General features: G+C 66.4%; 19 protein-coding genes. 9 read left to right on the top strand and 10 right to left on the bottom strand.

Annotation, left to right across the window (positions count from 1 at the left end):
* The first annotated feature begins 22 nt into the window (after positions 1–22).
* The gene (locus ACIQ7H_RS07560) at positions 23–958 is read left to right on the top strand and encodes a serine hydrolase domain-containing protein (protein WP_395790005.1); all 936 of its coding nucleotides are present in this window, start codon (positions 23–25) and stop codon (positions 956–958) included.
* A gap of 506 nt (positions 959–1,464) precedes the next feature.
* Here ACIQ7H_RS07560 and ACIQ7H_RS07555 read toward each other — a convergent pair.
* From ACIQ7H_RS07555 to ACIQ7H_RS07510, 10 genes are all read right to left on the bottom strand, one after another.
* Positions 1,465–2,655, bottom strand: coding sequence for an SdrD B-like domain-containing protein (locus ACIQ7H_RS07555; protein WP_395790003.1), 1,191 nt, complete (start codon positions 2,653–2,655; stop codon positions 1,465–1,467).
* A gap of 474 nt (positions 2,656–3,129) precedes the next feature.
* On the bottom strand, positions 3,130–5,184 hold the full coding sequence (locus ACIQ7H_RS07550) for a sodium-translocating pyrophosphatase (protein WP_395790001.1): 2,055 nt from the start codon (positions 5,182–5,184) through the stop codon (positions 3,130–3,132).
* A 332-nt stretch (positions 5,185–5,516) separates the two neighbouring features.
* Positions 5,517–5,639, bottom strand: coding sequence for a hypothetical protein (locus tag ACIQ7H_RS07545; RefSeq protein WP_395789999.1), 123 nt, complete (start codon positions 5,637–5,639; stop codon positions 5,517–5,519).
* A 249-nt stretch (positions 5,640–5,888) separates the two neighbouring features.
* Entirely contained in the window at positions 5,889–8,909 is a 3,021-nt protein-coding gene (locus ACIQ7H_RS07540) for a type I restriction endonuclease subunit R (RefSeq protein ID WP_395789997.1), read from the bottom strand.
* Between the two features lie 220 nt (positions 8,910–9,129).
* Positions 9,130–9,756: a helix-turn-helix domain-containing protein gene (locus tag ACIQ7H_RS07535; RefSeq protein WP_395789995.1), complete on the bottom strand. Its 627-nt coding sequence runs from the start codon at positions 9,754–9,756 to the stop codon at positions 9,130–9,132.
* The gene (locus ACIQ7H_RS07530) at positions 9,753–11,147 is read right to left on the bottom strand and encodes a hypothetical protein (protein WP_395789993.1); all 1,395 of its coding nucleotides are present in this window, start codon (positions 11,145–11,147) and stop codon (positions 9,753–9,755) included. The genes ACIQ7H_RS07535 and ACIQ7H_RS07530 overlap by 4 nt, the downstream gene beginning before the upstream one ends.
* Entirely contained in the window at positions 11,144–12,181 is a 1,038-nt protein-coding gene (locus tag ACIQ7H_RS07525) for a virulence RhuM family protein (RefSeq protein WP_395789991.1), read from the bottom strand. Before ACIQ7H_RS07525 ends, ACIQ7H_RS07530 begins: the two co-directional genes overlap by 4 nt.
* Positions 12,178–14,481 carry an N-6 DNA methylase gene (locus ACIQ7H_RS07520; protein ID WP_395789989.1) on the bottom strand — a complete coding sequence of 768 codons (2,304 nt, stop codon included), beginning with the start codon at positions 14,479–14,481 and terminating at the stop codon, positions 12,178–12,180. Before ACIQ7H_RS07520 ends, ACIQ7H_RS07525 begins: the two co-directional genes overlap by 4 nt.
* A 689-nt stretch (positions 14,482–15,170) precedes the next feature.
* Entirely contained in the window at positions 15,171–16,181 is a 1,011-nt protein-coding gene (locus ACIQ7H_RS07515) for a pteridine-dependent deoxygenase (protein WP_395789987.1), read from the bottom strand.
* Complete coding sequence (locus tag ACIQ7H_RS07510) at positions 16,178–17,482, bottom strand: NAD(P)/FAD-dependent oxidoreductase (protein WP_395789985.1); 1,305 nt, start codon at positions 17,480–17,482, stop codon at positions 16,178–16,180. The genes ACIQ7H_RS07515 and ACIQ7H_RS07510 overlap by 4 nt, the downstream gene beginning before the upstream one ends.
* A 164-nt stretch (positions 17,483–17,646) precedes the next feature.
* Between ACIQ7H_RS07510 and ACIQ7H_RS07505 the strand changes: the two genes are divergently transcribed.
* The 8 genes from ACIQ7H_RS07505 to fabG all read left to right on the top strand — a co-directional run bounded on the left by ACIQ7H_RS07505 (position 17,647) and on the right by fabG (position 24,406).
* Positions 17,647–17,916 (top strand): phosphopantetheine-binding protein, encoded by a 270-nt coding sequence (locus ACIQ7H_RS07505; protein WP_395789983.1) that lies wholly within the window; start codon positions 17,647–17,649, stop codon positions 17,914–17,916.
* Positions 17,913–18,590 (top strand): ketosynthase, encoded by a 678-nt coding sequence (locus ACIQ7H_RS07500; protein ID WP_395789981.1) that lies wholly within the window; start codon positions 17,913–17,915, stop codon positions 18,588–18,590. Before ACIQ7H_RS07505 ends, ACIQ7H_RS07500 begins: the two co-directional genes overlap by 4 nt.
* A gap of 129 nt (positions 18,591–18,719) precedes the next feature.
* A complete protein-coding gene (locus ACIQ7H_RS07495; protein ID WP_395789979.1) occupies positions 18,720–19,025 on the top strand; it encodes a hypothetical protein in 306 nt (101 codons plus the stop codon).
* Positions 19,022–20,008, top strand: coding sequence for an acyltransferase (locus tag ACIQ7H_RS07490; protein WP_395789977.1), 987 nt, complete (start codon positions 19,022–19,024; stop codon positions 20,006–20,008). The genes ACIQ7H_RS07495 and ACIQ7H_RS07490 overlap by 4 nt, the downstream gene beginning before the upstream one ends.
* Positions 19,926–20,615 carry a LolA-related protein gene (locus ACIQ7H_RS07485; RefSeq protein WP_395789975.1) on the top strand — a complete coding sequence of 230 codons (690 nt, stop codon included), beginning with the start codon at positions 19,926–19,928 and terminating at the stop codon, positions 20,613–20,615. Before ACIQ7H_RS07490 ends, ACIQ7H_RS07485 begins: the two co-directional genes overlap by 83 nt.
* The gene (locus ACIQ7H_RS07480; RefSeq protein ID WP_395789973.1) at positions 20,605–22,968 is read left to right on the top strand and encodes an MMPL family transporter; all 2,364 of its coding nucleotides are present in this window, start codon (positions 20,605–20,607) and stop codon (positions 22,966–22,968) included. Before ACIQ7H_RS07485 ends, ACIQ7H_RS07480 begins: the two co-directional genes overlap by 11 nt.
* A complete protein-coding gene (locus ACIQ7H_RS07475; RefSeq protein ID WP_395789971.1) occupies positions 22,961–23,410 on the top strand; it encodes a phosphotransferase in 450 nt (149 codons plus the stop codon). The genes ACIQ7H_RS07480 and ACIQ7H_RS07475 overlap by 8 nt, the downstream gene beginning before the upstream one ends.
* Before the next feature lie 264 nt (positions 23,411–23,674).
* Complete coding sequence (gene fabG, locus ACIQ7H_RS07470) at positions 23,675–24,406, top strand: 3-oxoacyl-ACP reductase FabG (protein ID WP_395789969.1); 732 nt, start codon at positions 23,675–23,677, stop codon at positions 24,404–24,406.
* Positions 24,407–24,788: the final 382 nt, after the last annotated feature.

Below are 24,788 nucleotides of genomic sequence, written 5' to 3'. Positions count from 1 at the left end.
GCCTCACTGGAATTCGCCTGAAGTGCTCGGCCTGGCGGGCGATGCCGAAGCTCACCGCTCCGACGCCTTGCTCATCGCGCAAGGAGAGCAGCTGGTGCTGCGGCAGGGCCAGGCGGTCGAGAAGATCAACACCCATTCGGTGCGCAAGAGCATCCTCGCCCTGCTCTACGGAATCGCAGTGGAGAAGCGCTTGATCAAGCTCGACGACAGTCTCGAAACCCTCGGCTTCGACGACCGCGTGACGCCGCTGTCGCCCTTGGAGAAGTCAGCGACGATCCGTGACCTGCTGAGTTCGAGGTCGGGCGTGTACATCGACGCCTCGGGGCAGAACTGGCAGCGCCCTGCGCGCCATACGTCGAAGCCGGGCGAGCGCTTCTTCTACAACAACTGGGGGTTCAACGCGCTCGGCGAGATTCTTGAGCAGGAAACCGGCATGGCGCTCGGAGAGCTGATCGCAGCGTGGCTGGCAAGGCCGCTCGGCATGGAGCACTTCGAGCCCGGAGATGTCGACTGGGACAGCATCGATGGATCCAGCGTGCGCCAGTACGTGATCTACATGAGTGCGGACGACCTGCTGCGGATTGGAATTCTTGTGGCCGCCGAGGGCCGCTGGCGGGGTGCGACCGTCGTGTCCGCGGAATGGATCCGTGAGATAACTGCGGCACACTCGTCAACGGAAACCGATCCGAAGGAAGCCTTCGGCGGTGGCTTCTTCGACGGCTACGGCTATCTGTGGTGGAGCCGCGAGCAGAGCGGTCGCAGGCTGCTGTGCGCCGACGGCTGGGGCGGGCAGTACATCATCATCGACCCGGTCAGCCGCGTCGTCCTGGTCAACCGACGCAATACCGGAACGCATCTGCTGGCGCAGGGCTGGTTTCTCTGGCGAGGCGTCGAGACCGATCGCCCGTATGTCTACGGGCTGTTCGAGCGGGTGAACGAAGTCTTGCGGCACGACTGAGGTCACGTTGGCGCGATTCCTCGACACCCGCTTGGCCTTGGCGGCGCCCATGGCATCGAGGTTGTGGGGGAAGTCGGCGAACAGCACCAGCGCCGCCAGGTCGGCCGAACCGATCGCATTGCCCTAGCAGCCTGTCGGACTTTGGTTGGCCGGGCTGCAAATCCGCCTGCGCGGTCCATTTTTCCGCCGATTCTTGGCCAAGAGAGCCCACTATTGGCCCGCGAATCGTCGAAAAACTGTCCTCGCGCAGTCGGATTTTCGCCTCGACCCCCAAAGCCCGACAGGCTGCTAGGTGGCCGCCTGGGCGGTGTTGCCGACTGCGTCCGGCGGGGCGGTGGCGGCAACGCCATGGCATCCGACGCGAAACGCGTGGATCGACAAGCGCGAACGCGCGCGCGCCAAACCGCGCTACGCGGATGCCCGCCGTGCACCGGTCAACCGACGCATCTCGAAACCACCCACAGCGGATCCTGCCTTGGCTGCCCAAACCAGAACGCGCACAGTTCTCATTCGAAGCCGTTGCTGAACAGTCGCACGGTCTCGATTCCGCCATCGATATTGGTCGTGCTGATCACACTCGACGCAAAGGTGTAGACGTTGGTGAAACCGAGCGCGCCGCCGCTCGGGTTGATGTCGCTGTCGGTGAGATCGCTGGGTGGCGCGTCGAGCGGCGAGAAGGTGTCCGCCACCGTCGGCAGCACCACCCGCACGCGGTAGTCTCCGGCCCCCGGCGCCTGCAGAAGGTAGGTGCCGGTCGGACTGCTGGTGGTTGAGTCCAGCAGCTGGGTGCGTGCGGCATTCCACAGCTGGACGATGACCCCCGCCAGTCCCGGCTCGCTGGCATCCTGCACGCCGTCGCGGTCAACATCGTTCCAGATGAAGTTGCCGATATTGATCGGCGCACGCACGATGCCTGCATCGACGCTGGTCAATGCGGCGGTGACAGCCAGCACATCGGTGTACGAGGCTTCGGTGCCGCCCGGATTGATGTCGCTGTCGAGCAGGTCCGATGCGCCGACGTCCTTGGGCGAATACGCATCGGCGCTGCTCTTGAGCACGCGCACGCGGTAGCTGCCGGCACCCGGCGCCTGCAGCTCGTAGTTGCCCGCAGCATCGGTGGTGGTGGTGCGCAGCGTGAGCGTCCTGGACGCGTCCCACAGTTCGACCGCCGCGCCGGCGATGCCCGGCTCGCCGCTGTCCTGGATGCCGTCGCCGTCGTAGTCGTTCCAGACGCGATCGCCGATCGCGACCGGAGCACGCACGATGCCGGCATCGTGGATCGTGGTGCTGATCACGTTGGAGGCCAGCGTGATCGTATCGGTGAACCCGATCAGGCCGCCGGCGGGGTTGATGTCGCTGTCGGTCAGATCGTTGGCGCCCGCGTCTTTCGGCGAGAAGGCGTCGCTGGAGAGTGGCAGCACCACGCGGACCCGATAGCTTCCGGCACCCGGTGCCAGCAGGGTGTAGTTGCCGTTCGTATTGGTGGTCGTCTGCGCGATCAGCATGGTGCGCGCGTCGTTCCACAGCTGCACCGTGACACCGCTCATGCCCGGCTCGTTCGCGTCCTGGATGCCGTCGCCGTCGATGTCGTTCCAGACGAAGTTGCCGACGTTGATCGACGTCACGCCCGCCTGCACGCCGGACGCAAGGCAGCCGATGGCGAGCACGCCGAGCAGCTTCATCGCCAGGTTCTGCATGTCCGACTCCCGCCTTGCCGATCACGCGCCAATCTAGCAGGTTCGGGCGCATGCCCAGCGGTTGGCTCAGATGCCTTGCGGATCAGTTCGATCACCCACCGCATCACCACCGGTTCGAGCCCGTCGACTGCATAGCCAAACTCGCCGCGCCGGCGGCCTCTGCGCGCGCACCTCAACCGGTTCCATGGCGTCTCTGCGCTGAGCCCGAAGTGGCGCGCGCAGCTGAGCCCATCGAGGCGCGGCCCGGCTGCCTGCGCGAGATTCCGAGCCGGCTGAGATCACGGCCGGCTGACGCAAATGCGAACAATGACGACAGGCTCCCTGCCGCTGCCGCTGCGCGATGATCTGGGGGCAACGCCTAAAGCGCGTGTTCGGCATCCACGTGAATCGCTGCCTGCATTGCGGCGGCGCGGTAGGGAAACGCACGCGGCCCGCACAAGGCGGGCCGCGTGGGTCTTGCGATGACGGGGCCGCTTACAGCAGCGGCACCATCATCAGCGCAACGATGTTGATGATCTTGATCAGCGGGTTCACCGCCGGGCCGGCGGTGTCCTTGTAAGGATCACCGACGGTGTCGCCGGTGACCGCCGCCTTGTGGGCGTCTGAGCCCTTGCCGCCGTGGTGGCCATCCTCGATGTACTTCTTGGCGTTGTCCCAGGCGCCGCCGCCGGTGGTCATCGAGATCGCGATGAACAGGCCGGTGACGATGGTGCCGATCAGCAGGCCGCCGAGCGCCTGCGGGCCCAGCAGCAGGCCGACCAGCACCGGCACGGCGACCGGCAGCAGCGAGGGAATCATCATTTCCTTGATCGCCGCCTTGGTCAGCATGTCGACCGCCTGGTGGTACTCGGGCTTCGCGGTGCCGGCCATGATCCCGGGGATCTCGCGGAACTGGCGGCGCACTTCCACCACCACCGCACCGGCCGCGCGGCCGACCGCTTCCATCGCCATCGCGCCGAACAGGTAGGGGATCAGGCCACCGATCAGCAGGCCGATGATCACCAGATGATTCGACAGATCGAAGCGCATCGCCTCGTAGCTCAGGCCCTGCGCGGCCGCCTTGGCGGCGCCCATGGCATCGAGGTTGTGGGTGAAGTCGGCGAACAAAACCAGCGCGGCCAGGCCGGCCGAACCGATCGCATAGCCCTTGGTGACGGCCTTGGTGGTGTTGCCGACTGCATCCAGCGGATCGGTGACCGCGCGCACTTCCGGCGGCAGTTCGGCCATCTCGGCGATGCCGCCGGCGTTGTCGGTGATCGGGCCGTAGGCATCGAGTGCCACGATCATGCCGGCCATCGACAGCATCGAGGTCGCCGCGATCGCGATGCCGTACAGGCCGCCGAGCTCATGGCAGCCCCAGATCGCGGCACACACTGCCAGCACCGGCAGCGCGGTCGACTTCATCGACACGCCCAGGCCCGAGATGATGTTGGTGCCGTGGCCGGTGACGCTGGCCGCAGCGACATCGCGCACCGGCTTGTACTGCGTGCCGGTGTAGTACTCGGTGATCCACACGATCGCGCCGGTCAGGGCCAGGCCGACCAGGGCGCAGTAGTAGAGATTCAGCGCGCCAACCGGGGCCGTGCTCATCAGCTCGGTGGTGACCGGATAGAACGCGATCGCCGCCAGCACGCCGGACACGATCACGCCGCGGTACAGCGCGCCCATGATCGAGCCGCCGGGCTTCACCTTGACGAAGAAGGCGCCAATGATCGAGGCGATGATCGACACGCCGCCCAGGACCAGCGGGTAGAGCACGCCGTTCGGGCCGGCCTGGTCGACCATCAGGAAGCCGAGCAGCATGGTCGCGATCACCGTGACCGCATAGGTCTCGAACAGGTCGGCGGCCATGCCGGCGCAGTCGCCGACGTTGTCGCCGACGTTGTCGGCGATCACCGCCGGGTTGCGCGGGTCGTCCTCGGGAATGCCGGCTTCGACCTTGCCGACCAGATCAGCACCGACGTCGGCGCCCTTGGTGAAGATGCCGCCGCCCAAGCGCGCGAAAATCGAGATCAGCGAGCTGCCGAAGGCCAGGCCGACCAGCGCATGCAGGGCGTCTTCGGTGCCGATGCCCATCTTGCTGAGCGCGAGGTAGTAGCCGGCCACGCCGAGCAGGCCGAGGCCGACCACCAGCATGCCGGTGATGGCGCCGCCGCGGAAGGCGACGTCCATCGCCGCGCTCAAGCCGCGCCGTGCGGCTTCGGCGGTGCGGACATTGGCACGCACCGAAACATTCATGCCGATGTAGCCGGCCAGTCCCGACAGCACCGCGCCGATCAGAAACCCGACCGCCGTGGTCCATGCCAGGAAGATGCCGATCGGAATCAGCAGGACAATGCCGACCACCGCAATGGTCAGGTACTGTCGATTGAGGTACGCCCGCGCGCCTTCCTGGATCGCCGCGGCGATCTCCTGCATGCGTTCGTTGCCGGCCGACTGGGCCAGAATCCAGCGCGTTGACACCGCGCCGTAGAGGATGGCGATCACCGCACAGGCGATCGCCGCGAACAATCCGTACTGCTGAAGCATCAGAACCCTCCCCAAAGCTGTTGTGGGCCCGTGCATGCGGGCCTTCGGATACAGACGTATCGCAGTGAGGGTGTGGGCGGCAGCGGTACCCCTACCGGCTGCCTTTCCCTGCATCAGTGTCCCCAAGCCCCCCGGCTTACGGTAACGCCCGCCGCTCGATCAGATGAGCGGGTCGAGTATAGGCGGTGAGGGTTTTTGTTTGGGGATTGGGGATTCGGGATGGCCGAAGGTCAATCGGTCGAGGGCTGCCTGCGGGAACTGGCTACGAAGCACGACCGGGGCGAGAGCGGAACCAGCCGGTCGCTCAATCCCGAATCCCCGAATCGCCGCCCTCAAGCATGAAACCCGTCGATCTCCACCGCCAGCTCGCGCCGGCAGATGTCGCCCTGCAGGATCAGGCGCGGCACTTCGACGCCCAGCACGACGAGCTTGCCGCCGACCACGCACTCAGGCACTGAGCCTCTGAGGCTGTAGCGCGTCCGCGCCCTGATGTAAGGTCCCGCGGCGCAAAACACACCGCAGCCGCAGCTGCCAGCCAGGCCGACGCCTTCATCGCCACACGGCACGCCACTGCCGCAGTGCGGGCAGGTGATGCTGGAAGTCGGCCTGCGCTTGCGGCGTTCCCGCGTGACCAGGCCGCAAGCTGTACCGACGCTGCGGACAGCCAAGGTCGGCTTGGCCCGAGGCATCCTGCCACGGCCGTGCTAGGGATTCGTGAGCGCGTACACCATGTCCCCAACGAATCGCTTGAACGAATCGTTCTCGACGAACTGCTTGTAGAACTGGGTGAAGTCCTTCATCGAGCCTTGAGCCGCCTTGCCGAGTGCCTGATCGTGAGCAAGGCGCGCCGTATGCGGCGTGTTTGCCTTGGCATTCAGGAAGGCTGGATCAGCGGCGACCTTTGGCGCGATATCGTCGCAAATGTGGCGAAAGATCCGGTCGGAGTCGGAAAAACTCGTCCCGAACTGCTCATTGAATGCGCTCAGAATGTTGCTCAGCCGATCCAGCTCAGGCTCGCTCTTCCGGCCACCCGTATCGGTCGGAACCGGCTCGATCTCCGCGTCAGCGTCCGCCAGCGCGATCTTCAACGCGGCCTTCTTCTCGACGCGGTAGCTGTCCATGTCGATTGCCTCGAGAATGCCCTTGGCGAGGTCCTCATCCATCGGTGCAGGCAGTTTGGGAGTGAGCAGGTTGAGGAAGATCGCGAGCTTCTCCCACTCAGCGTTGCTGTACGCAATCACTGACGACAAGAAGTCATAGGTGCGGCAGAACACCTTGGCCTTGCCCTTGAAGCCGACCTGGCCATCCTCGTCGAGCTGGCCAACGTAAACCGCCACGCAGGCATCGAGGATCGGGTCGAGCTGGTCGCGCTCAGCGCCGCCGAGGAACAACGCCACCAGCTGCTGCACCTGCTCGGGCGAGTAGACCTGAGCGGCATCCAGTGCGCCCTTCAGGTCATGCAGCTTGTTGGGGTCGGTCTCGTCGGCGAGCAGCGTCGTGCGGTAGTAGTCCTGGAAGGCGAAGGTCACGCCCTCGCTGTTGTTCTGGAAGTCCAGCACGAAACAGTCGTGCTTTTGCGGGTGTGCGCGGTTGAGGCGTGACAGCGTCTGCACTGCCTTGATGCCCGACAGCGCCTTGTCCACGTACATCGTGTGCAGCAGCGGCTCGTCGTAGCCGGTCTGGAACTTGTCGGCGCAGATCAGGAAGCGATACGGGTCGGTTTGGATTCTCCCCGCGATGTCGCCACTGGAAAACCCGTTGAGCGATGCCTCGCTCACCTTGGTGCCCTCGTATTCGTGCTCGCCTGAGAACGCGACGATGGCCTGATACGGGCTCTTGCGTTCAACCAAGTAAGCCTTGAAGGCGCGGAAGTACTGGATGGCCCGCTCGATGCCGCTGGAGATCACCATCGCGCGTGCGTGGCCGCCGATCTTCCCGGTGGCCATCACCTGTTCGTGGAAGTGATCCACCATGATCTCGGCCTTGAGCCGGATTGCGTGGTCGTGGCTTTCCACATAGCGGCGCAGCTTCTTCTTCGCCCGCTTGGTATCGAACTCCGGGTCGTCTTCGGTTTTGGCGACCAGCTTGTAATAGCTGTCGACCGGCGTGTAGGCCTTCAGCACATCGAGGATGAAGCCCTCCTCGATCGCCTGCTTCATCGTGTAGCTGTGGAAGGGCCTGTGCTTGACCTTGCCCTCCGCATCAGGCAGTAGCGGTTCGCCGAACATCTCCAGCGTCTTGTTCTTGGGCGTCGCGGTGAAGGCGAAGTAGCTGGCGTTGGTCAGCATCTTGCGGGCCGCCATGCGCTTCTCCAGTGCGGCGTTCACCGTGTCCTCGGGATCCGGTTCGGTGTCCTCTGCTGCCGGTGCACTGAGCGCCTGGCTCATCGCAGCGGAAGTCTTGCCGCCCTGGCTGGAGTGCGCCTCGTCGATGACGATGGCGAAGGTCCTGTCGGCATCCAGCGCGATCTCGTCCAGGATGAAGGGGAACTTCTGCACCGTCGAAACGATGATCTTCTTGCCGTCCTGGATGAACTTGCGCAGGTCTCCGGAGCGCTCCGCGTGGCCTACCGTCGCGCCCACCTGCATGAACTGCTTGATCGTGGCCTGGATCTGGCTGTCGAGAATGCGCCGGTCGGTCACCACGATGACCGAGTCGAATACCGCTCGCCCCGTCGGGTCGCCGTCGCGCTTGAGGCCGATCAGCTGGTGCGACAGCCAGGCAATGGAGTTCGACTTGCCGCTGCCCGCCGAGTGCTGGATCAGGTAGCGTCTGCCGGCGCCTTCAGCGCGCACATCGGCCAGTGCCTGCCGCACCAGGCGCAGCTGGTGGTAGCGCGGCCACACCTGCCGGCGCTTCTTCCTGCCGGTTTTAGGGTCTTTCTCCTCGACGATCTGCGCGTAGTTCTCCAGGATGTTGGTCAGCCCCGCCGGCGTGAGCACCTCTTTCCACAGATAGTCAGTCTTGAGGCCGTGCGTATTCGGTGGGTTACCGGCGCCGTCGTTATGGCCCTTGTTGAAAGGCAGAAACCACGAGGCCTTGCCCTTCAGCTCGGTACACATCCGCACCTCGCTGTCGTCCACTGCGAAGTGCACCACGCAGCGGCCGAACTCGAACAAGCGTTCGCGCGGGTCGCGGTCGCGCTTGTACTGCTCCACGGCGTCAGCGACCGTTTGCTTGGTCAGGCTGTTCTTCAGCTCAAAGGTGGCGATGGGCAGGCCGTTGATGAACAGGCCAAGGTCCAGCGCGCGGCGCGTCACGTCCATGCTGTAGGCCAGCTGGCGGGTGATCGAGAAGCGGTTCTGCGCGTGCAGCTTTTCGGCTTTTGCGTTGCCCGCCGAGGGCGTGCCGTAGAACAGGTCAAAGTGCAGCGGCCCGTGGCCCACGCCCTTGCGCAGCACGTCGATCACGCCGCGCTTGCCGATCTCGCCCGACAGGCGCGCCAGAAACTTGAGCCGGGTGATGTCCTTGGGATCATCCGCGTCGGCCATGGTCAGCTTCTTGAACGCCTCAGGCTGGGTGGCGCGCAGGAAGGCGAAGAGCTGCGGCACATCGAGCGCATGGGCGCGATCAAAGTCCTGCGCACTGCCGACGACGTAGCCCGTGCCTCCGTAGGCCGGCGGGCGCTCCGCGACCGTGCTGGGCGCGACGGCCAGACCGTCGGTGCCGGTCATATGCCGCACGATGAGCGTTTCGAGCCCCTTCTCGCTGGTGTCGGTGGTCATAACGCTGCACTCGTCCTCATCAAGTACACATCAGCTACCACTGGACGCACCAAGTGGATTTCCATCAATGGCTTAGCGGCCATCATCCCCCGGTCCGCAGGCGGCCGCATCACGTCTCCATCAAACAACCGGCAAGCAATCTGCGCGGCCGTAACTGATTGATTTGCAGCGACTTCCGTTGCTGAAGCTGCTCCTGAGCGAGCCCTGCGAAGAACATCCATCAAACAACCTCTCCCACGGCCTGCCGCGGCCCAGCCCAGAACGGCAAGTAGCTGCGGATCCGGGTGCCCGCTGCCGGGTCCGCAATCACGATCAGGCCCGCGTCGACGGCCTCGCCCAGAATCCGGGAGGCCGATGCGATGTTCTTGTCATCAATGCCAAGGCGCTGGCGCAAAGAAGCGTTGGTCATCGCCTGCCGCGTCACGTAGCGCAGGCAAGCATGGAGGTAGCAGGCACGCACGCGGTCGGCCCTATGCCGCGCCGCGCGGGCGATCTGCAGCAGCACCACCCGATGCCCATCGACGTTGACCGAAAAGAAGCGGAAGTCGAGCTTGGGCTCCAGCAGGCGCAGCAGCCAGCTTTCCAGTTCCTCGTTGCCCACGCGGCCGGCACGAGGATCGAACGACGTACCCACCACCGCGTGGTCGGCGTCGCGCACACCCCAGACCAGATAAGCAAACGCCTTGCCCACCAGGGCCGCCGAATTCGCCAAGGCCGAGAGGTACTCGCCGACGGTCTGCGGCTCGGCATCGTTCTGCTTGAACTCCACCCACTCGGTCTCGCGGGGCAAGGCGCACAGCTCATGCACCAGACTCACGAGGTAATCGGCGGGCCGGTCGCTGGTCAAACCATGGCCTCCTCGTCAGCGGCTTCGGCTTCGGCCTCGTCGCTGAGGTCGCTGTCGTCCTCGATGGTTTCAAGCGGCGCCTCGACGGGCAGGCGCGCAGCAGCTTCGCGCACGTCGAGCTTGCCGGTCACCACATCGGCGACGAGGCGGGTGCGGTATTCGCGGAGGAGTTCGATTTCGCGTTCGAGGCGGGAGATGATCGTGTTTGCGCCGGACAACTCCCCAGCCAGTCCCGCGAGGATTGCACCTTGCTCCTCAATTGGAGGCAACGCTACATGGATCGCGCCCAATCGGTCGTTGTAGAGACGCAGGAAACCCGACGTCCCAGTGCCCAGACCCTTGGACTCCGCACGGAACTTCACCCGAACGTTCCGACTACGGAACAACTCACCGAGGAAGTCCACGTTGGCGTCACCAATCGGGTCGAAGACCGCGTAGTCTGGGCTAACCAGGCCTGTCAGGCTCGATGCGAAGATCACCCCATTGCCTGCTTGCATCCGATTCACGACGAACTGCCCCGGGCGTACGATCTTGAATCCCACAAGGGTGGCTGCCTGCGGCGGGCGAGTGAAGTGATCCGCGAACAGCACCAAGCCGTGGTGCATGCGCATCGAAAGCAGAGGCTCGGAACCGGTAGTGGAGCGCTCATCGACTTCACGCAGCAGATACTTGATTCGCCGCACCTCCCAATGCCGCGGAATATCCCCGAGCCATGGGATACCGGAGGGTTTGAGGGGGACGTCAGGGTCGAGGCCGCGCGTGACGGCTCGGTGGATGATGGCCTGCTTCTGCTCGTTGAGCAGCGCGATCACCTTCCGCTTCGCCCGGATCGCCCGCTCCAACCGCCCGTTCGCCCAGTCCAGAAACCGCACAATCACCGCCTGCTCGTCGGGCGGGGGGACAATGACGCCCACACGTTTGAGATGGGGCCAATACAAGTTGCGCTGAATTGTGCCAACGCCCTTCGAGCAGACCAGATACTGGGAAACCATGCTCTGGTCACGAAACAGTAGATTCGCGTAAGGGGCCGAGTATAACTTGGACAGCGCAAGGACGAGGTACGCCGGACTAACGATTCCTGAGTGATCGGAGACTCCAACAGAGCCACGCCAGGCTTGCTGGTTGTTCAGCACTAAATCTCCAGGATCTACTGCTTGATATTTGCTTACGTCTTCACTGGTTGCATTCGTCCTCTTCTCAGCGACATCGGAAAACTTGACGACTCCGCGTTGCAAGTAGACGGATAGAAGCTGCCGCTCTGACTGATTCACGACCGACTTCAGCCGAGCAAGGCCGGCGAGCGGTAAAGCATCCCAATGTCCCGGCACCTGCCCAAGCCACGGCAGCCCCGACGCCTTGTAGTCCGCATACGGCTTGAGGTCGGCGATCATGGCGTTTTCCGTTTCTTCTTGCCTGGCGGTTTCGCCTTCGGCAGCGCGCGCATCGTCTGGTCGAAGTCGTCGGGTTGGGCGGCTTTCTCGGCGAGGCGCTCGCGATGGAACGCGTCGTACTCCAAGGCGGCGTGACCGATCGCCTCTTCGTGGGAAATGCGCCCGGCGTGGGTGAGGATGTCGCGCTCGTTGAGCCTGAGGAAGCCGTCGAGCTTGGCCATCCAATCCGCCATGCGCATGGGAATGCGCCGCATGGCCTGGCCTTCCGCGAACACGAGGTACTGCTCCACCAGGTTGTTGAGTGCCGCCAACTCTGGCTCGCTCAGGTAGTTCTTGGCGATGACCGTGTCTTCTTTGCGCGGCTTCGCTCCACGCCAGTTCGTCAGCCCCATGTTGGGTTGGCTGTGTTCGGCACGGGCGCGAATGATCTCCGCCGCGGTCTGCCCGGTGATGGCCCAGTGCACCTTGTTCTGCACGGTCTTGAAGAAGCTGATGCTGGTCGCGGTGGTCGGGTCGTAGTCGAGGCTGGTGGCGTAGATGTCGGTGATCTTCTGGTAGAAGCGGCGCTCGGACGTGCGGATGTCCTGGATGCGCCGGGTCAGCTCTTCGAAATAATCGAACGGAACATCCGGGTTCTTCAGCCGCTCGTCGTCGAGCACGAAGCCCTTGACGATGTACTCGCGCAGTCGTTGGGTGGCCCAGATCCGGAATTGCGTTGCGACGCGGGACTTGATCCGGTACCCGACCGAGATGATTGCATCGAGGTTGTAGAAAACGAGCGTGCGCTGCACGTCGCGCTTGCCCTCGCGACGAACCGACAAGAATTCCTTGTGAGTTGCCTCGGCTTGCAGCTCGCCTTCCTCGTAGATGTTCTGCAGGTGAAGGCTGATGTTCTGCTGGGTCGTCTGGAACAGCTCGGCCATCAGCTGCTGACTGAGCCAGACGGTTTCGCCTTCGAAGCGCACCTCGATCTTGATCGCGCCGTTCTCGGCTTGGTAGATCAGGAACTCTGCCTTTTCCGGCAGATCGCTCATGGCTTCGCCCCCTTCAGCAACCCATCCAACAGCCCCTCGGCTTCCTTCTCAATCGCAAGAATATCGGCGCTGATCTCCTCCAGCGTGCGCAGCGGCTGTGGCTTGTAGAAGTGCCGGGTGAAGCTGATCTCGTAGCCGATCTTGGTGGCGTCGTCCTTGATCCACGCATCCGCTGTGTAGGGCAGCACTTCGCGGCGGATGAAGGCCTCGATGCCGCCGTCTTCCAGTAGCGGCACCTGCTCGGTGTCGCGCAGGTCGGAATCGGGCTCGTGCTCGACGATGGCTGGCTTGCCGTCCACGCTCGCTTCGAACAGGCCGCGCAGCGGGTCGGCCTTCGCTTTGCCGGGCTTGTGCGCCTTGGCAATGACGGGTGGTGCGGTCTCTACCCGCCAGCTCACGGCCTTGAGGATCTGCTTGAGATCGGCCGCAGGCAGCTTGATGCCGGCCTGCTTCAGGGCGGCATCCGCGCGGTCGCGGAACAGGTTGTGGTCGTCGAACACAGCGTCGCCCAAGGCTGCGCGAAGCTGGGTCGCGGCCTCCAGCAGCCGGGCGTCGCGCTCCCAGGTCTTGGGGTCCAGCAGCTTCTTGCGCTTCTTCTCCGGGAGGCCTTTCTTGCCGCCGGCACCTTCTTCGTCGTCGCCTTCGTCCTCGTCGTTGCCCCAGTCGGCCAGGCGCTTTTCCAGCGCGGCGGAGACCTTGGCAAAGTGGTTGAAGAGGTCGTCGCCGAACTCATCGAACAGCTTTGCGCGGATGTCCTCGTCGCCGGAGGCGAAGCGCAAGGTCTCGATGGCTTGGCGCGTGAGCTGGCTGTTGAGGCGCAGCGGGCGCTCGACGGTGACCTTCCAGTAGCCGAATGCCGCATTCGGGAAGATCTTCGACTCGGGCGTTTCCTTGAAGTCAAGGAAGGTTCGGCTGATGCGCTTGATGTCTCCGGGCGAGAGCTCGCAGTTCTTCTTGCCCAGATTCTTGCGCAGTGGTTTGAACCACTGGCTGGCGTCGATCAGCTGCACCCGGCCCTTGCGGTGCTCGGGCTTGCGGTTGGTCAGCACCCAGACGTAGGTGGCGATGCCGGTGTTGTAGAACAGGTTCAGCGGCAGCGCGACGATGGCCTCCAGCCAGTCGTTCTCAATCAGCCAGCGGCGGATATTGCTCTCGCCCTGGCCGGCGTCACCGGTGAACAGCGACGAGCCGTTGTGGACCTCGGCGATGCGGCTGCCCAGCGCCGACTTGCCGTTCATCTTCGAGGCCATGTTGGCGAGGAACAGCATTTGGCCGTCGCTTGAGCGCGTCACCAGCGACAGCTCTTCGCCCTGGTGCATGACCTTGAAGCGCGGATCGCGCATGCCGTCCTTGCCGCCCATCGCCTCAAGGTCTTTCTTCCAGCTCTTCCCGTAGGGCGGGTTGGCGAGCATGAAATCGAACTCTTGGGCGGGGAAGGCATCGTGGGCCAGCGTGGACCACTCCGCGCCACCAACGATGTGCTCGGCGCTTTCGCCTTCGCCCTTCAGCAGCATGTCCGCCTTGCAGACGGCGTAGGTTTCGGGGTTGATCTCCTGGCCGTAGAGCAGGCTCTTGACCTGCTGCCGACGCTTGGCGGCGAGCTCGGTCAGCGTGTCCTCGGCCACGGTGAGCATGCCGCCGGTGCCGCAGGCGCAGTCGTAGAGCAGGTAGGTGCCGGACTTGATCTGATCCTCGATCGGCAGGAACACCAGGTTCGCCATCAGCCGCACGGCGTCACGCGGGGTCCAGTGTTCACCCGCCTCTTCGTTGTTGTCCTCGTTGAACTTGCGCACCAGCTCTTCGAAAACGGTGCCCATCGAGTGGTTGTCGATGCCCGCCGGCGACAGGTCGATGTCGGGGTCCAGGAACTTGTTGATCAGGGTGCCGATGGCATCGGCCTTCGACAGCGTCTGCAGCTGGTTGCGAAACTTGAAGTTCTCGAGGATGTCCTGGACGTTGGGCGAGAAGCCGTCGAGGTAGTCCTCGAAGTCAGCGAGCAACTGCTGCTGGCTACCGCGTGAGGTGAGATCACGCAAAGTGAATTTCGACGTGTTGTAGAAGGCTTGGCCCGAGGCATCACAGAGCGCGGCGCGCTGTTCGGTGATGCGCGCATCGTCGAGCATCCTTTTCGTTTCGAGCACCGTGGCCTTGGTGGGCTCAAGCACCGCATCCATGCGCCGGATCACGCACATCGGCAGGATCACGTCGGGGTACTTGCCGCGCTTGAACAGGTCGCGCAGCACGTCGTCGGCGATGCCCCAGATGAAGGAGACGATCTTGTTGTGGGTGGCTTGGTCCATCAGGCAGTTGCTTCCTTCGCATTCATGGCAGGGAGGCACGCCCCCTATGGTGGTTCTGTTCGGTTCCGCGGGTTGTAACCCGACGGCACCATTTCAATCGACCGATTCTCACTCCGAAGTACAGCTGGCGCTGTGATCGCAGGGCTTGAGTGAGGTCATACGCTATCGCAGCGCGGGCGTGGCGTGGGTGCAGCGGAAAACCGAAAGAGCGGGGATTGTGGGTGAGGCGGCGCGTTCGCGCGGCATGCCGCGCGCGCCGCCGAACGCCCGAGCGCTGTGCGCGAGGGCTGGGCCGAAGGCAGGCGGCGCGTTCGCGCGGCATGCCGCGCGCGCCGCCGAACGCCCGAGCGCTGTGCGCGAGGGCTGGGCCAGGTCGGAAGTGGTCGCTGCGCCGCCGCAACTGCGTGCTGCCCGCAGGCGGCCTGTCGCCTGCGAAGTGCATAGGGTGGGTCTTCGCACACCGGCGCCACGTCCGGGTCTGACGAAGCCGATTGAAGTCCTTGACCGCGCGTTGCGCCGTCCGCCGCGGGGCGCCGGGCAAGGCGGTTGCTGCCGCGCATCGGTACGCCCTGCGAAGGCGTGGGGTGCGTCGCGCGTGCGGCTGCGGTGGGTCAAGACCAACCCTATGGAGAGCAGCGTGGCGCTGCTTGGGGTGCGCGGCCGAGTCCCGCACGCGCACACGCAATGCGCTACCCGTGAAAGCCGTCGATCTCCACCGCCAGCTCGCGCCGGCAGATGTCACCTTCCAGAATCAGTCGTGGCACATCTGGGGGCAGCAGGCGGGCTAGCAGGCTGCGGGCTTCAGGCAGACTTTCGGCGTCACGCAGGTACACCTTGAGCAGGCTTGAGGCGTCGAAATGCAGGGCGAGGCCGGGCTGTTGTCGGGCCGCGGTGGCCAGCAGGCTGTCGAAATTGCGGAAGGTTTCGCGCAGCTGATCGCTGACCGATTCCGGATGCAGCGAATCGTGGCCGACCACGGCTGCGGTGCCCGACAGCAGCAGCGGCAGCCGGGCAGCATCGGCGCCGAGCATGGCGCGGGCGAAGCTGGGCGAGCGCGGGCCATAGCGCCGCGGATAGCGATAGGCCGGCAGCTGGCGCGGGTTCTCGACCGCGCGGCCTGGCTGAGAGCCCGACAGCCAGTAGACCTGCAGGCTGCGGTCGCCCAGGCGGTGACCGATCGCGGTGGCCGCGGGCAGCGCACGGTCGGCGATCGACAGCGCATTTGCGCGGCCGATGCAGAACTGCCGATAGCGTTCATCGTCGCCGTCGCCATCGGTAATCGCATCCAGATAGTTCCAGATCCGCAGCAGATGCGGATGCGCGTTGCCGACCGTGCTGCGGTGCTGGTCCAGCAAGTGATAGGCCTGCTCGGCGCAGTCGACGGTGCCGGCCGCTTCTTCGCTCGACTGCAGGTGGCCGAAGCTCAAGTCGGTGCTGCGGGCGCCGGCCAGCGGGCCGTCGCGCCAGAGCTCAACGGTGCTGTCGACGGTCCACACCTCATAGGGCGCCGGGCCGTCCAGCGGCTGCAGTCCGACCCGCACATAGCGCGGATCGCCCACCGTCGCGGCTGCCGGCGCCGCGCTGCCGAAGCCGAACACCGCCAGTGTGCGTGGCCCGAGCAGGCTGCGCGGATCGCGGCTGAAGGCGTAGCTCGGCATCAAGGCTGCCGATGCCGGAGGGTGCAGGGCCTGCGCGTTCATCGCGGTGCCGTGGCCGCTGTGGTGGATGCGATCTGACGCGTTGCACCGCGCAGGCGCTGCAGCAGGGCGGTAGCGGCGTAGATCAGCCGGAACGCCTTCAACCGACGCAGCACGCCCGGGTGGTCGAACACGTTGCCGGCCAGCATCGAGATCACCGCCTGTTCGATCTGCCAGAAATTGCGCGGGTTCTGGAACAGTTCGCGCATCACCGGCGTGGTGAAGCGCTCGATGAACCAGCTGAACACGCCGATGCCGCCGTCGATGCGCTTGCGATAGTCGGCCTGCAGTGCGGCCTCGCGCGTGGGTTCGCGCAGCACGCCGTCGACCAGATCGGCCGCGCGTTCGGCGCCGTGCATCGCCAGGAACACGCCGGAGGAGAAGATCGGATCGACGAAGGCGTAGGCGTCACCGGCCATCACCCAACCCGGGCCGGCGATGCGGCCGCAGGCATAGCTGTAGTTGCCGGTGGCCTCGGGTTCGGACACGCGCTCCGCACCGGCCATCCGCGAGCGCGCCTCAGGGTTCGCGCAGACGGTGTCATGCAGGAAGGTATCGAGCGGACCGCGGCGGGTCTTCAGGAACTCGGGCGTGCACACCGCGCCGACGCTCATCACGTCGTCGGGCAGCGGGATCATCCACATCCAGCCCTGCGCCAGCCGATAGATGGTGATGTTGCCGGTGTCCTCGCCGGGTCGGCGGGCGACGCCGCGGTAATGGGCGAACACGGCGGCCGAGCGGTGTCGCGGGTTGGCGCGCTTGAGCCCGAATTGTCGACCGAGCAGGGTGTCGCGGCCGCTGGCATCGACCACGTAGCGGCAGCGCACGACGCGCTCACCGGCGGCATCGCGCAGGCGCAGCTGCATGCGGCCATCGGGCTCGCGTTCGATGCCGAGCACTTCGGTGTCCTGCTGCGCCTGGGCACCACTGGCAACTGCATTGCTGAACAGTAGATCGTCGAACTGGTCGCGTCGCACCTGGAAGGCGTGGTCAGGCACCGTGCCGAGCGCACGCGAGAACGCGAAGCTGCTGTAGCCACCGCCCTCGGACGGAAAATCGGCCGCCGGTTTGCGCACGCCGATCGCTTCGACCTGGTCAAGCACGCCGAGTCGCTCCAGCACCGGTAGGTTCATCGGCAGCAGCGACTCGCCGATGTGGAAGCGCGGGTGGCGGCCCTTCTCGAACAGGCCGACGCGCCAGCCGCGACGCGCGAGCAGGGTGGCCGCGGTGCTGCCGGCGGGACCACCGCCGATCACCACGACGTCGAGCGCGGTGCTGGCTTCGGTCTGTGTGCTGGAACTCATGGTCTGCAGGGGCGGCCGGACAGGGGTGCGGAGGGGCGGTGTCGAGTGGCACGGATGATACACTCCGCGCCCGCTGGCGAACCGGGCTGCCACAGTCTGGCGCTGTTTTCCGTAGATTCAGGGCAGCCTGCGCGCTACGTCCTCCTCCCATCGCATCGAAGCCCATGTCCAACCAAACGCCTGCCGAACTCGAGCTTGCCGAGCTGTTGATCGAAGCCCTGAATCTGGAAGACGTCGAAGCCGCATCGATCGACCCGCAGGCGCCGTTGTTCGGCGATGGTCTGGGGCTGGATTCCATCGATGCCCTGGAGCTGGCGCTGGCGATCTCCAAGCGCTACGGCTTCCAGCTGCGCTCGGACAATGCCGACAACCGGCGCATCTTCGGCTCGCTGGCTTCGCTGTCGGCGCACGTCGAGCAGCACCGCGCCGCGTGATTCGCTTGCTGGCTCTGGTTCTGGCGCTGGCATTCCCGCTGCTCGCGCATGCCTCGGCGCTGTGGCAATCGCTGCCCTTGGCCACCGCTGCTGTCGCTTGTCTGGTGTTGCTGCTGAGCCTGCCGCTGCGCGCGCGTCCGCCGCTGTGGCTGGGCGTGCTGATCCTCGCCGCCTTGGGTCTGGCACTTCTGTTGCGCAGCGGTCACGCGCATCTGCCGCTGATGCTGCCGCCGGTATTGTTCAACGCTGCCGCCGGGCTGTTCTTTCTGCGCAGCCTGCGGCCTGGGCGGATGCCGCTGATCGAGCGCATCGTGCGGGCGCTGAACGATGGTCAGGTGCACCATCCCGACGTGCCGGCCTACGCACGCGCCTGGACCCGCTCCTGGGCGGTGCTGCTGCTCAGCTTGGCGACGCTGAACCTGCTGCTGGCGCTGCTGGCGACCCCGTCTGGCCTGCTGCACGCATTCGGCATCACCCCGGTGCCGGCGGTGCCGCTGGCGGTCTGGTCGCTGTTCGCGAACTTCCTCAACTACGCGATCGTGGCGATCGTGTTCGTCGCTGAGTACGTCTACCGCGGGCGGCGTTTTCCGCGTCACGACTACGGTGGCTTCGTCGGCTTTCTGCGCCGCATCGCCCGCCTGGGGCCGGCGTTCTGGCGTGCCGACGGTGTTTGAGCGATCGCACAGGTCGGCTGCCGTCGCTCCGCGGCTTAAGGTGTTCGCCGCTGCTGCGCCGATACCGGCCGCACGCACTCGATGTCTGAGGGCTCGACTCATGTGTCATCACCCGCGCGCGCCGCTCCGATGAATCCGCTGCTGCTGCGCATCGCCGCCGAACATCCCTGCCTGCCCGGCCATTTTCCGGGCCAGCCGGTGGTGCCGGGCGTGCTGGTGCTGGATTCAGTTCTGGCCTTGGCCGGCGCATGCTTCGGCCCGCTGCGGCTGCTGCGCTTGCCACAGGTGAAGTTCGTCAGCGCTCTGCTGCCGGAACAGGACGCCGAGGTCGAGTTCGAGCCGCGCGGCGAACGTCTGCGTTTTCGGGTGCTGCGCGAATCCAGCCTGATCGCCAGCGGCGAGCTGGTGTTCGACCGCGTTCTGCCCAGCCCGTGAGCGCGCCTGCCGACGGCCAATGGCAGCAGCGCCCCGAGGGCGGCAGCCGCTTTGCGATCTGGCTGATCCGCAGCATCGCGCGCTACGGCGGGCGCTTGATGAGCCGGCCGCTGCTGATCCCGATCACCGTGTACTTCATGCTGGTGCGCGGGCCGGAGCGGCGCGCCTCGCGCGCCTATCTCGAGCGCGTGCTGGGTCGCCCGGCCACGCTGTGGGAAGCGGCGCGGCACATCCACTGCTTCGCTTCGACCATTCTCGATCGCGTGTTCATGCTGTCGGGCCAGTTCCGCAGTTTCGATCTGGAGATCACCGGTCTTGAGACCCTGCATGAGCGGATCGACCGCAGCGGGGTGCTGCTGTTCGGCTCCCACCACGGCAGCTTCGAAGCCCTGCGCGTGCTCTCGCGCGAGCGTCCCGATGTGCGGGTGCGGGTGGTGATGGACCGCGGCCAGAACGCTACCGTCACCCAGCTGCTCGAAGCCTTATGTCCGGACATCGCCGAGACCGTGATCGATGCCAGCCAGGACGGTACTTCGATCACCCTGGCGATTCGCGATGCCACCGAATCCGGTGCCCTGGTCAGCCTGCTGGTTGACCGCGCGCGCGGTGCCGAGCCGGTGCAGTGGATTCCGTTTCTAGGCGCGCCGGCGCCGTTTCCGAGCGCGCCCTTCCTGATCGCCGCGGCGCTGAAGGTGCCGGTGCTGATCTGTTTCGCCCTGTACCGCGGTGGGCGCCAGTACGGGCTGCACTTCGAGCTGTTCGACGAAGGCATCGACCTGCCGCGCGCGCAGCGGGCGCAGAAGCTGCTGGGCCTGCAGCAGCGCTATGTCGAGCGGCTGGAACACTACGTGCGGCTGGCGCCCTACAACTGGTTCAATTTCTATGACTTCTGGCGTACCGATGACCCGCACCCGACTCTGCCGCTGGCTCACCCCGCTGCTCCTGCTGTCGAGCCTGTCGAGCCTGTCGAGCCTCGCCGCTGACGCGCCGCCCGGCTCGACCGCTGCCCGGGTCGATGTGCTGCTGGCACGGCTCGCCGAGGGTGCGGCCGATTACCTGCGCTTCCGCGAGGAACGCAGTTCCGCCCTACTGAGTGAAGTGCTGGTGCTCGAGGGTCAGCTGTCGCGTCCTGCACCGGGCACCCTGGTGCGCGAAGTCGAGCTGCCCTACCGCGAGCGCACCACGCTGCAGGCCGAGCAGGTGTTGCTGGAGCGCGAGGGCGAGCGCCCGCGGCGGTTCTCGCTGCGCCGCGCACCCGAGCTGGGCGGCCTGCTGGCCAGCTTCCAGGCCCTGATCGAAGCCGATCGCAGCCTGCTCGAACATCACTACACGCTGAGTCTGGATGGCGATGCCTCCGGCTTCAGCCTCGAACTGACCCCGCACCAACGGCGCCTGGCCAAGCGCGTCGATGGCCTGCGTCTGATCGGAGCCGAGGCTGTGCTGCGCTGCATGCACCTGCGCCAGGCCGATGGGGCGGAGTCGTGGCTGTGGCTGGGCGAGGCCGCTGCCGCCGCGGCGGCGCTGCCGACGGCGGTCGAGCGCATCGCCCTGTGCGGCGGCCCGGCGGCGGAATCCACGCATGCCGACTGAGGCGACCGCCGCACGGCGCTGGTCCCTCGCGCTCGCCTGGGCGGTGCTGCTCGCTCTGGCGGCCGCGTTTGCCGGGCTGTTCCTGCAGACCAGCGGCGACCTGCGCCTGTTCATGCCGGCGCCGCAGACGCCGGCCCAGCGCCTGCTGATGAATGAACTGGGCGAAGGCCCGGGCGCGCGCCTGCTGCTGTTGGCACTGCAGGGCGCCGAGCCGGAGCAGCTCGCCGAGCGCTCGCGCGCGCTGCGCGAGGCCCTGATCGAGCGCGCCGAATTCGCCTGGGTCGGCAACGGTGACGAAGGCCTGGAGGCGATCCCCGAAGCGTTGCGGGCCTATCGCTTCGTGCTCTCGCCCGGCCCGTCCGAGGGCAGTCTCGACGCGGCCGCGCTGCACACCGCGCTGCGTTCGCGTTTGGCCGATCTGGGCTCGCCCGCGTCGATGCTGGTGGCGCCGCTGTTGCCACACGATCCCACCCTGGAGACCCTGCGCGTGCTCGACGCCTGGACGCCCGAGCACTCGCCGACACTGTTCGACGGCGTGTGGTTCAGCGCCGACGGCACGCGTGCCCTGCTGCTGGCCGAGACCACCGCGGCCGGTTTCGATCCGCAGGGCCAGGCGGCCGCAGTCGCGGTGCTGCAGGCGGCACATGCCGAGGTGTTGGCGGGGCAGGGCGATGGCGCGACCGACAGTTTGGAGGCCAGCGGGCCGGGCGCGTTCGCGGTGCTGATGGCCGAGCGCACTCGTGGCGAGGCCACCCTGCTCGGCGGCGCCGCCAGCATCGGCCTGTTCCTGCTGCTGCTGCTGGCCTACCGCGGCCTGCAGGCGCCGCTGCTGGGCGCGCTGCCGCTGGCCAGCGCGGCCGTGGCCGGCCTGCTCGCCACCGCACTGGTGTTCGGCGAGGTGCACGGCATCACGCTCGCATTCGGCTTCACCCTGATCGGCGTGGCCCAGGACTATCCGGTCCATCTGTTCAGTCATCGCCGGCTGGGCGAGCCTGCGCAGGTTTCGGCGCGCGCGCTGTGGCCGACCTTGGCCACCGGCGTGGGCTCGACCTGCGTGGCCTATCTGACCTTCTTCGCCTCCGGCGTGCCCGGGCTGCAGCAGCTGGCGGTGTTCACCATCGTCGGCTTGGGCACCGCGGCGCTGACCACCCGCTACGCGCTGCCGCGGCTGCTGGGGCCGGTGCGGCGTGATGTCGGCGACGGGGTCTGGCCGCGCCGGCTGCAGGGCGCCCTGCAGCGCGTGCCGCGGATGCGTTGGCTGGCGCCGCTGCTGGCGGCAGGGTGCGCGCTGGTGCTGCTGTTCGGGCCGGCGCCGTGGTGGCAGGACGATCTGGCCCGACTCACGCCGGTGCCGCCCGAACTGCTGGCCCGCGACCGCGCCCTGCGCTCTGAGCTCGGCGCACCGGATGTGCGCTGGATGCTGGTGCAGGACGCCGCCGACGCCGAGCAGGCGCTGCAGCGCAGCGAAGGCTTGCTGCCGGCACTGCAGGATCTGCGCGCGGCCGGCGCGATCGAAGGTTTTGACCTTGCTGCACGCTACCTGCCCAGCGCGGCCGTGCAGGCGACACGCCGCGCCGCATTGCCGGAGCCGGCTGCGCTGGCCCAGGCATTGGCCAGCGCACAGGCCGGAACGCCGTTCAAACCGGGTGCGTTCGACGCCTTCCTGGCCGAGGTCGAACATGCCCGCACGCTGCCGCCGCTGCGGCTGCAGGACCTCGCCGGCACGCCGCTGGAACTGCGTGCCGGCGCGCTGCTGGTCGAACGCGAGGGTCGCGCGCTGGCGCTGGTATCGCTCAGCGGCGTGCGTGACCCAGCGGCACTGCAGGCGCTGGCGGACGCACATCCGGGCTTGAGCGCACTCGACCTCAAGGCCGCCGCGGAATCGCTGGCCAGTGCCTGGCGCGGGCAGGTGCTGTGGGCCTTGGTCGGCGCGGCCCTGCTGTTGTCCTTGACCGTGTGGGCGGGCCTGCGCGATCTGCGCCGCGCCGCCCGCGTGCTGCTGCCGATGGCGCTCGGTACCGCCCTGCTGCTGGCCATCCTGCACGGCGCGGGCGTGCCGCTGACCCTGTTCCATCTGGTCTCGCTGGTGCTGGCGGCGGGATTGGGCCTCGACTACGCGCTGTTCTTCGAGCACGCCAGCCACTCCGCCGAGATCCAGCGCCGCACCCTGCACGCCTTGCTGGTGTGTTCGATCTCAACCCTGCTGGTGTTCGCCCTGCTCGGCCTGTCCAGCATCCCGGTACTGCGCGCAATCGGCAGCACGGTCGCGTTGGGCGTGTGCTGCCATTTCGTGCTTTGCCTGCTGCTTTTGGCGAGGCCATCCACACCGACTGCGGACTCCGCTCGTGCTTGAGTCCCTGCCGTCCTGCCGTGCCGACATCGAGGCGCTGATTCCGCACGCCGGCCGCATGTGCCTGCTCGAACGGGTGATCGCCTTCGACGACACCCGCCTGCACGCGCAAACCGATTCGCACCGTGCAGCGGACAATCCGCTGCGCCGCGATGGCGAGCTGTCTGCTCTGCACCTGTGCGAGTACGGCGCGCAGGCGATGGCCGTGCACGGCGGCCTGCTGGCGGCGCGCGCGGGCCACGCCGCGCCGCCCGGCCTGCTGGTGTCGCTGCGTGGCGTCGAGCTGCTGTGCAAGCGCATCGACGACCTTGCGGGGCCGCTGGACGTCTACGCCGAGGACGTTTCCGACAGTGGCGCCGGTTGGCAGTGCAGCTTCCGGATCGAACACGCCGGCGAGCTGATTGCCAACGGTCGCGCGGCGGTGTTGCGGAGGCCGGAGGCTTAGGGCGGTGTAGCGGCGGCTGGAGTTCTGCGATCGGGATTCGGGATTCGGGACTCGGGATCAAGAGCCGGCGGGGTGGGGTGTGCTGTTGGTAGGTTGGCCTAAGCGCAGCGCGGCCCAAATGCCTGCGCTCCATTGTCGGCGCAAGCGTCCAAGGTGGCGATGTTGGGTTTCGCCTTTGGCTCAACCCAACCTACGATTCGCGCTGGTTTCAATGTGCCGTGCATCGCGCCCGGCTTCGACTTTGCTGATCTGGAAAACGCAATCATGACGACCCCCCAGAAGCGCGCGCTGGTCACCGGCGGTAGCGGCGATCTTGGCAGCGCGATCTGTCGCGCGCTGGCGGCCGCCGGCCACCATGTTTATGTTCACGCCAATAGCGGTCTTGACCGTGCCCAGGCCCTGGTCGACGAGCTGCGCGCTGCGGGGCTGTCGGCTGAGGCGATCGCCTTCGATGTGGCCGACGCCGAGGCCTGTAGCGCGGCCACCGCGGCGATGCTCGAAGCAGGGCCGATCCAGATCGTCGTCAACAACGCGGGCATCCACGACGACGCGCCGATGGCGGGCATGAGCGAGGCGCAGTGGAAGCGCGTGATCAATGTCAGCCTGCACGGTTTCTTCCACGTCACCCAACCGCTGCTGCTGCCGATGGCGCGCACCCGCTGGGGCCGCATCATCAGCATTTCGTCCGTGGCCGCCGTGCTGGGCAATCGTGGCCAGACCAACTACGCCGCGGCCAAGGCGGGCCTGCACGGCGCCACCCTGTCGCTGGCCCGCGAGATGGCCAGCCGCGGCATCACCGCGAATGTGGTCGCACCCGGGGTCATCGCCGGGAGCATGGCGGCGGATGCGTTTCCGCCCGAGATGATCAAGACCACGGTGCCTGCCGGCCGCGCGGGTCGCCCCGAGGAGGTCGCCTCTGTTGTCGCGTTCCTAGCGTCCGACGGTGCGTCTTACGTCAATGGTCAGGTGATTGGGGTGAATGGGGGGATGGGGTGAGGGGGTGAGGGGTGCTTGCGCCTGGTCACTGCCGGCGCATGGCAGTTGCCTGTCCTCGGGCTGAGGTTCGTTTTTGCTGGATTGCATAGGGTGGGTCTTGACCCACCGGAGCGGTGCTGCGACCTCGGTATCGCTTGTTTCGGATGTTTGTCGTGGTCGGGGCGAAGATCAAGATCAAGAGCTTTCGGTTGGCCCTGCGGGCCAGCCGAGTCACTTTCTCTTGCTTGCCCAAGAGAAAGTAACCAAAGAGAAGGGCACCCCACGTCCGCGCCCTGCGTGCATCCTGCACTCCGGGTACGCGTGATTCGGTCGGGGTTTTCGGACAGGCCATCCATGGCCTGTCGAAAACCTCGCCGGCATCCCTGCCGGCGACCCTTCGGGC

The sequence above is a fragment of the Aquimonas sp. genome (genome assembly GCF_044377145.1).
Classification (GTDB): Bacteria; Pseudomonadota; Gammaproteobacteria; order Xanthomonadales; family Xanthomonadaceae; genus Aquimonas.
The sequence above is the reverse complement of the archived record's forward strand: the minus strand, read 5'-3'. Positions and strand labels throughout refer to the sequence as shown.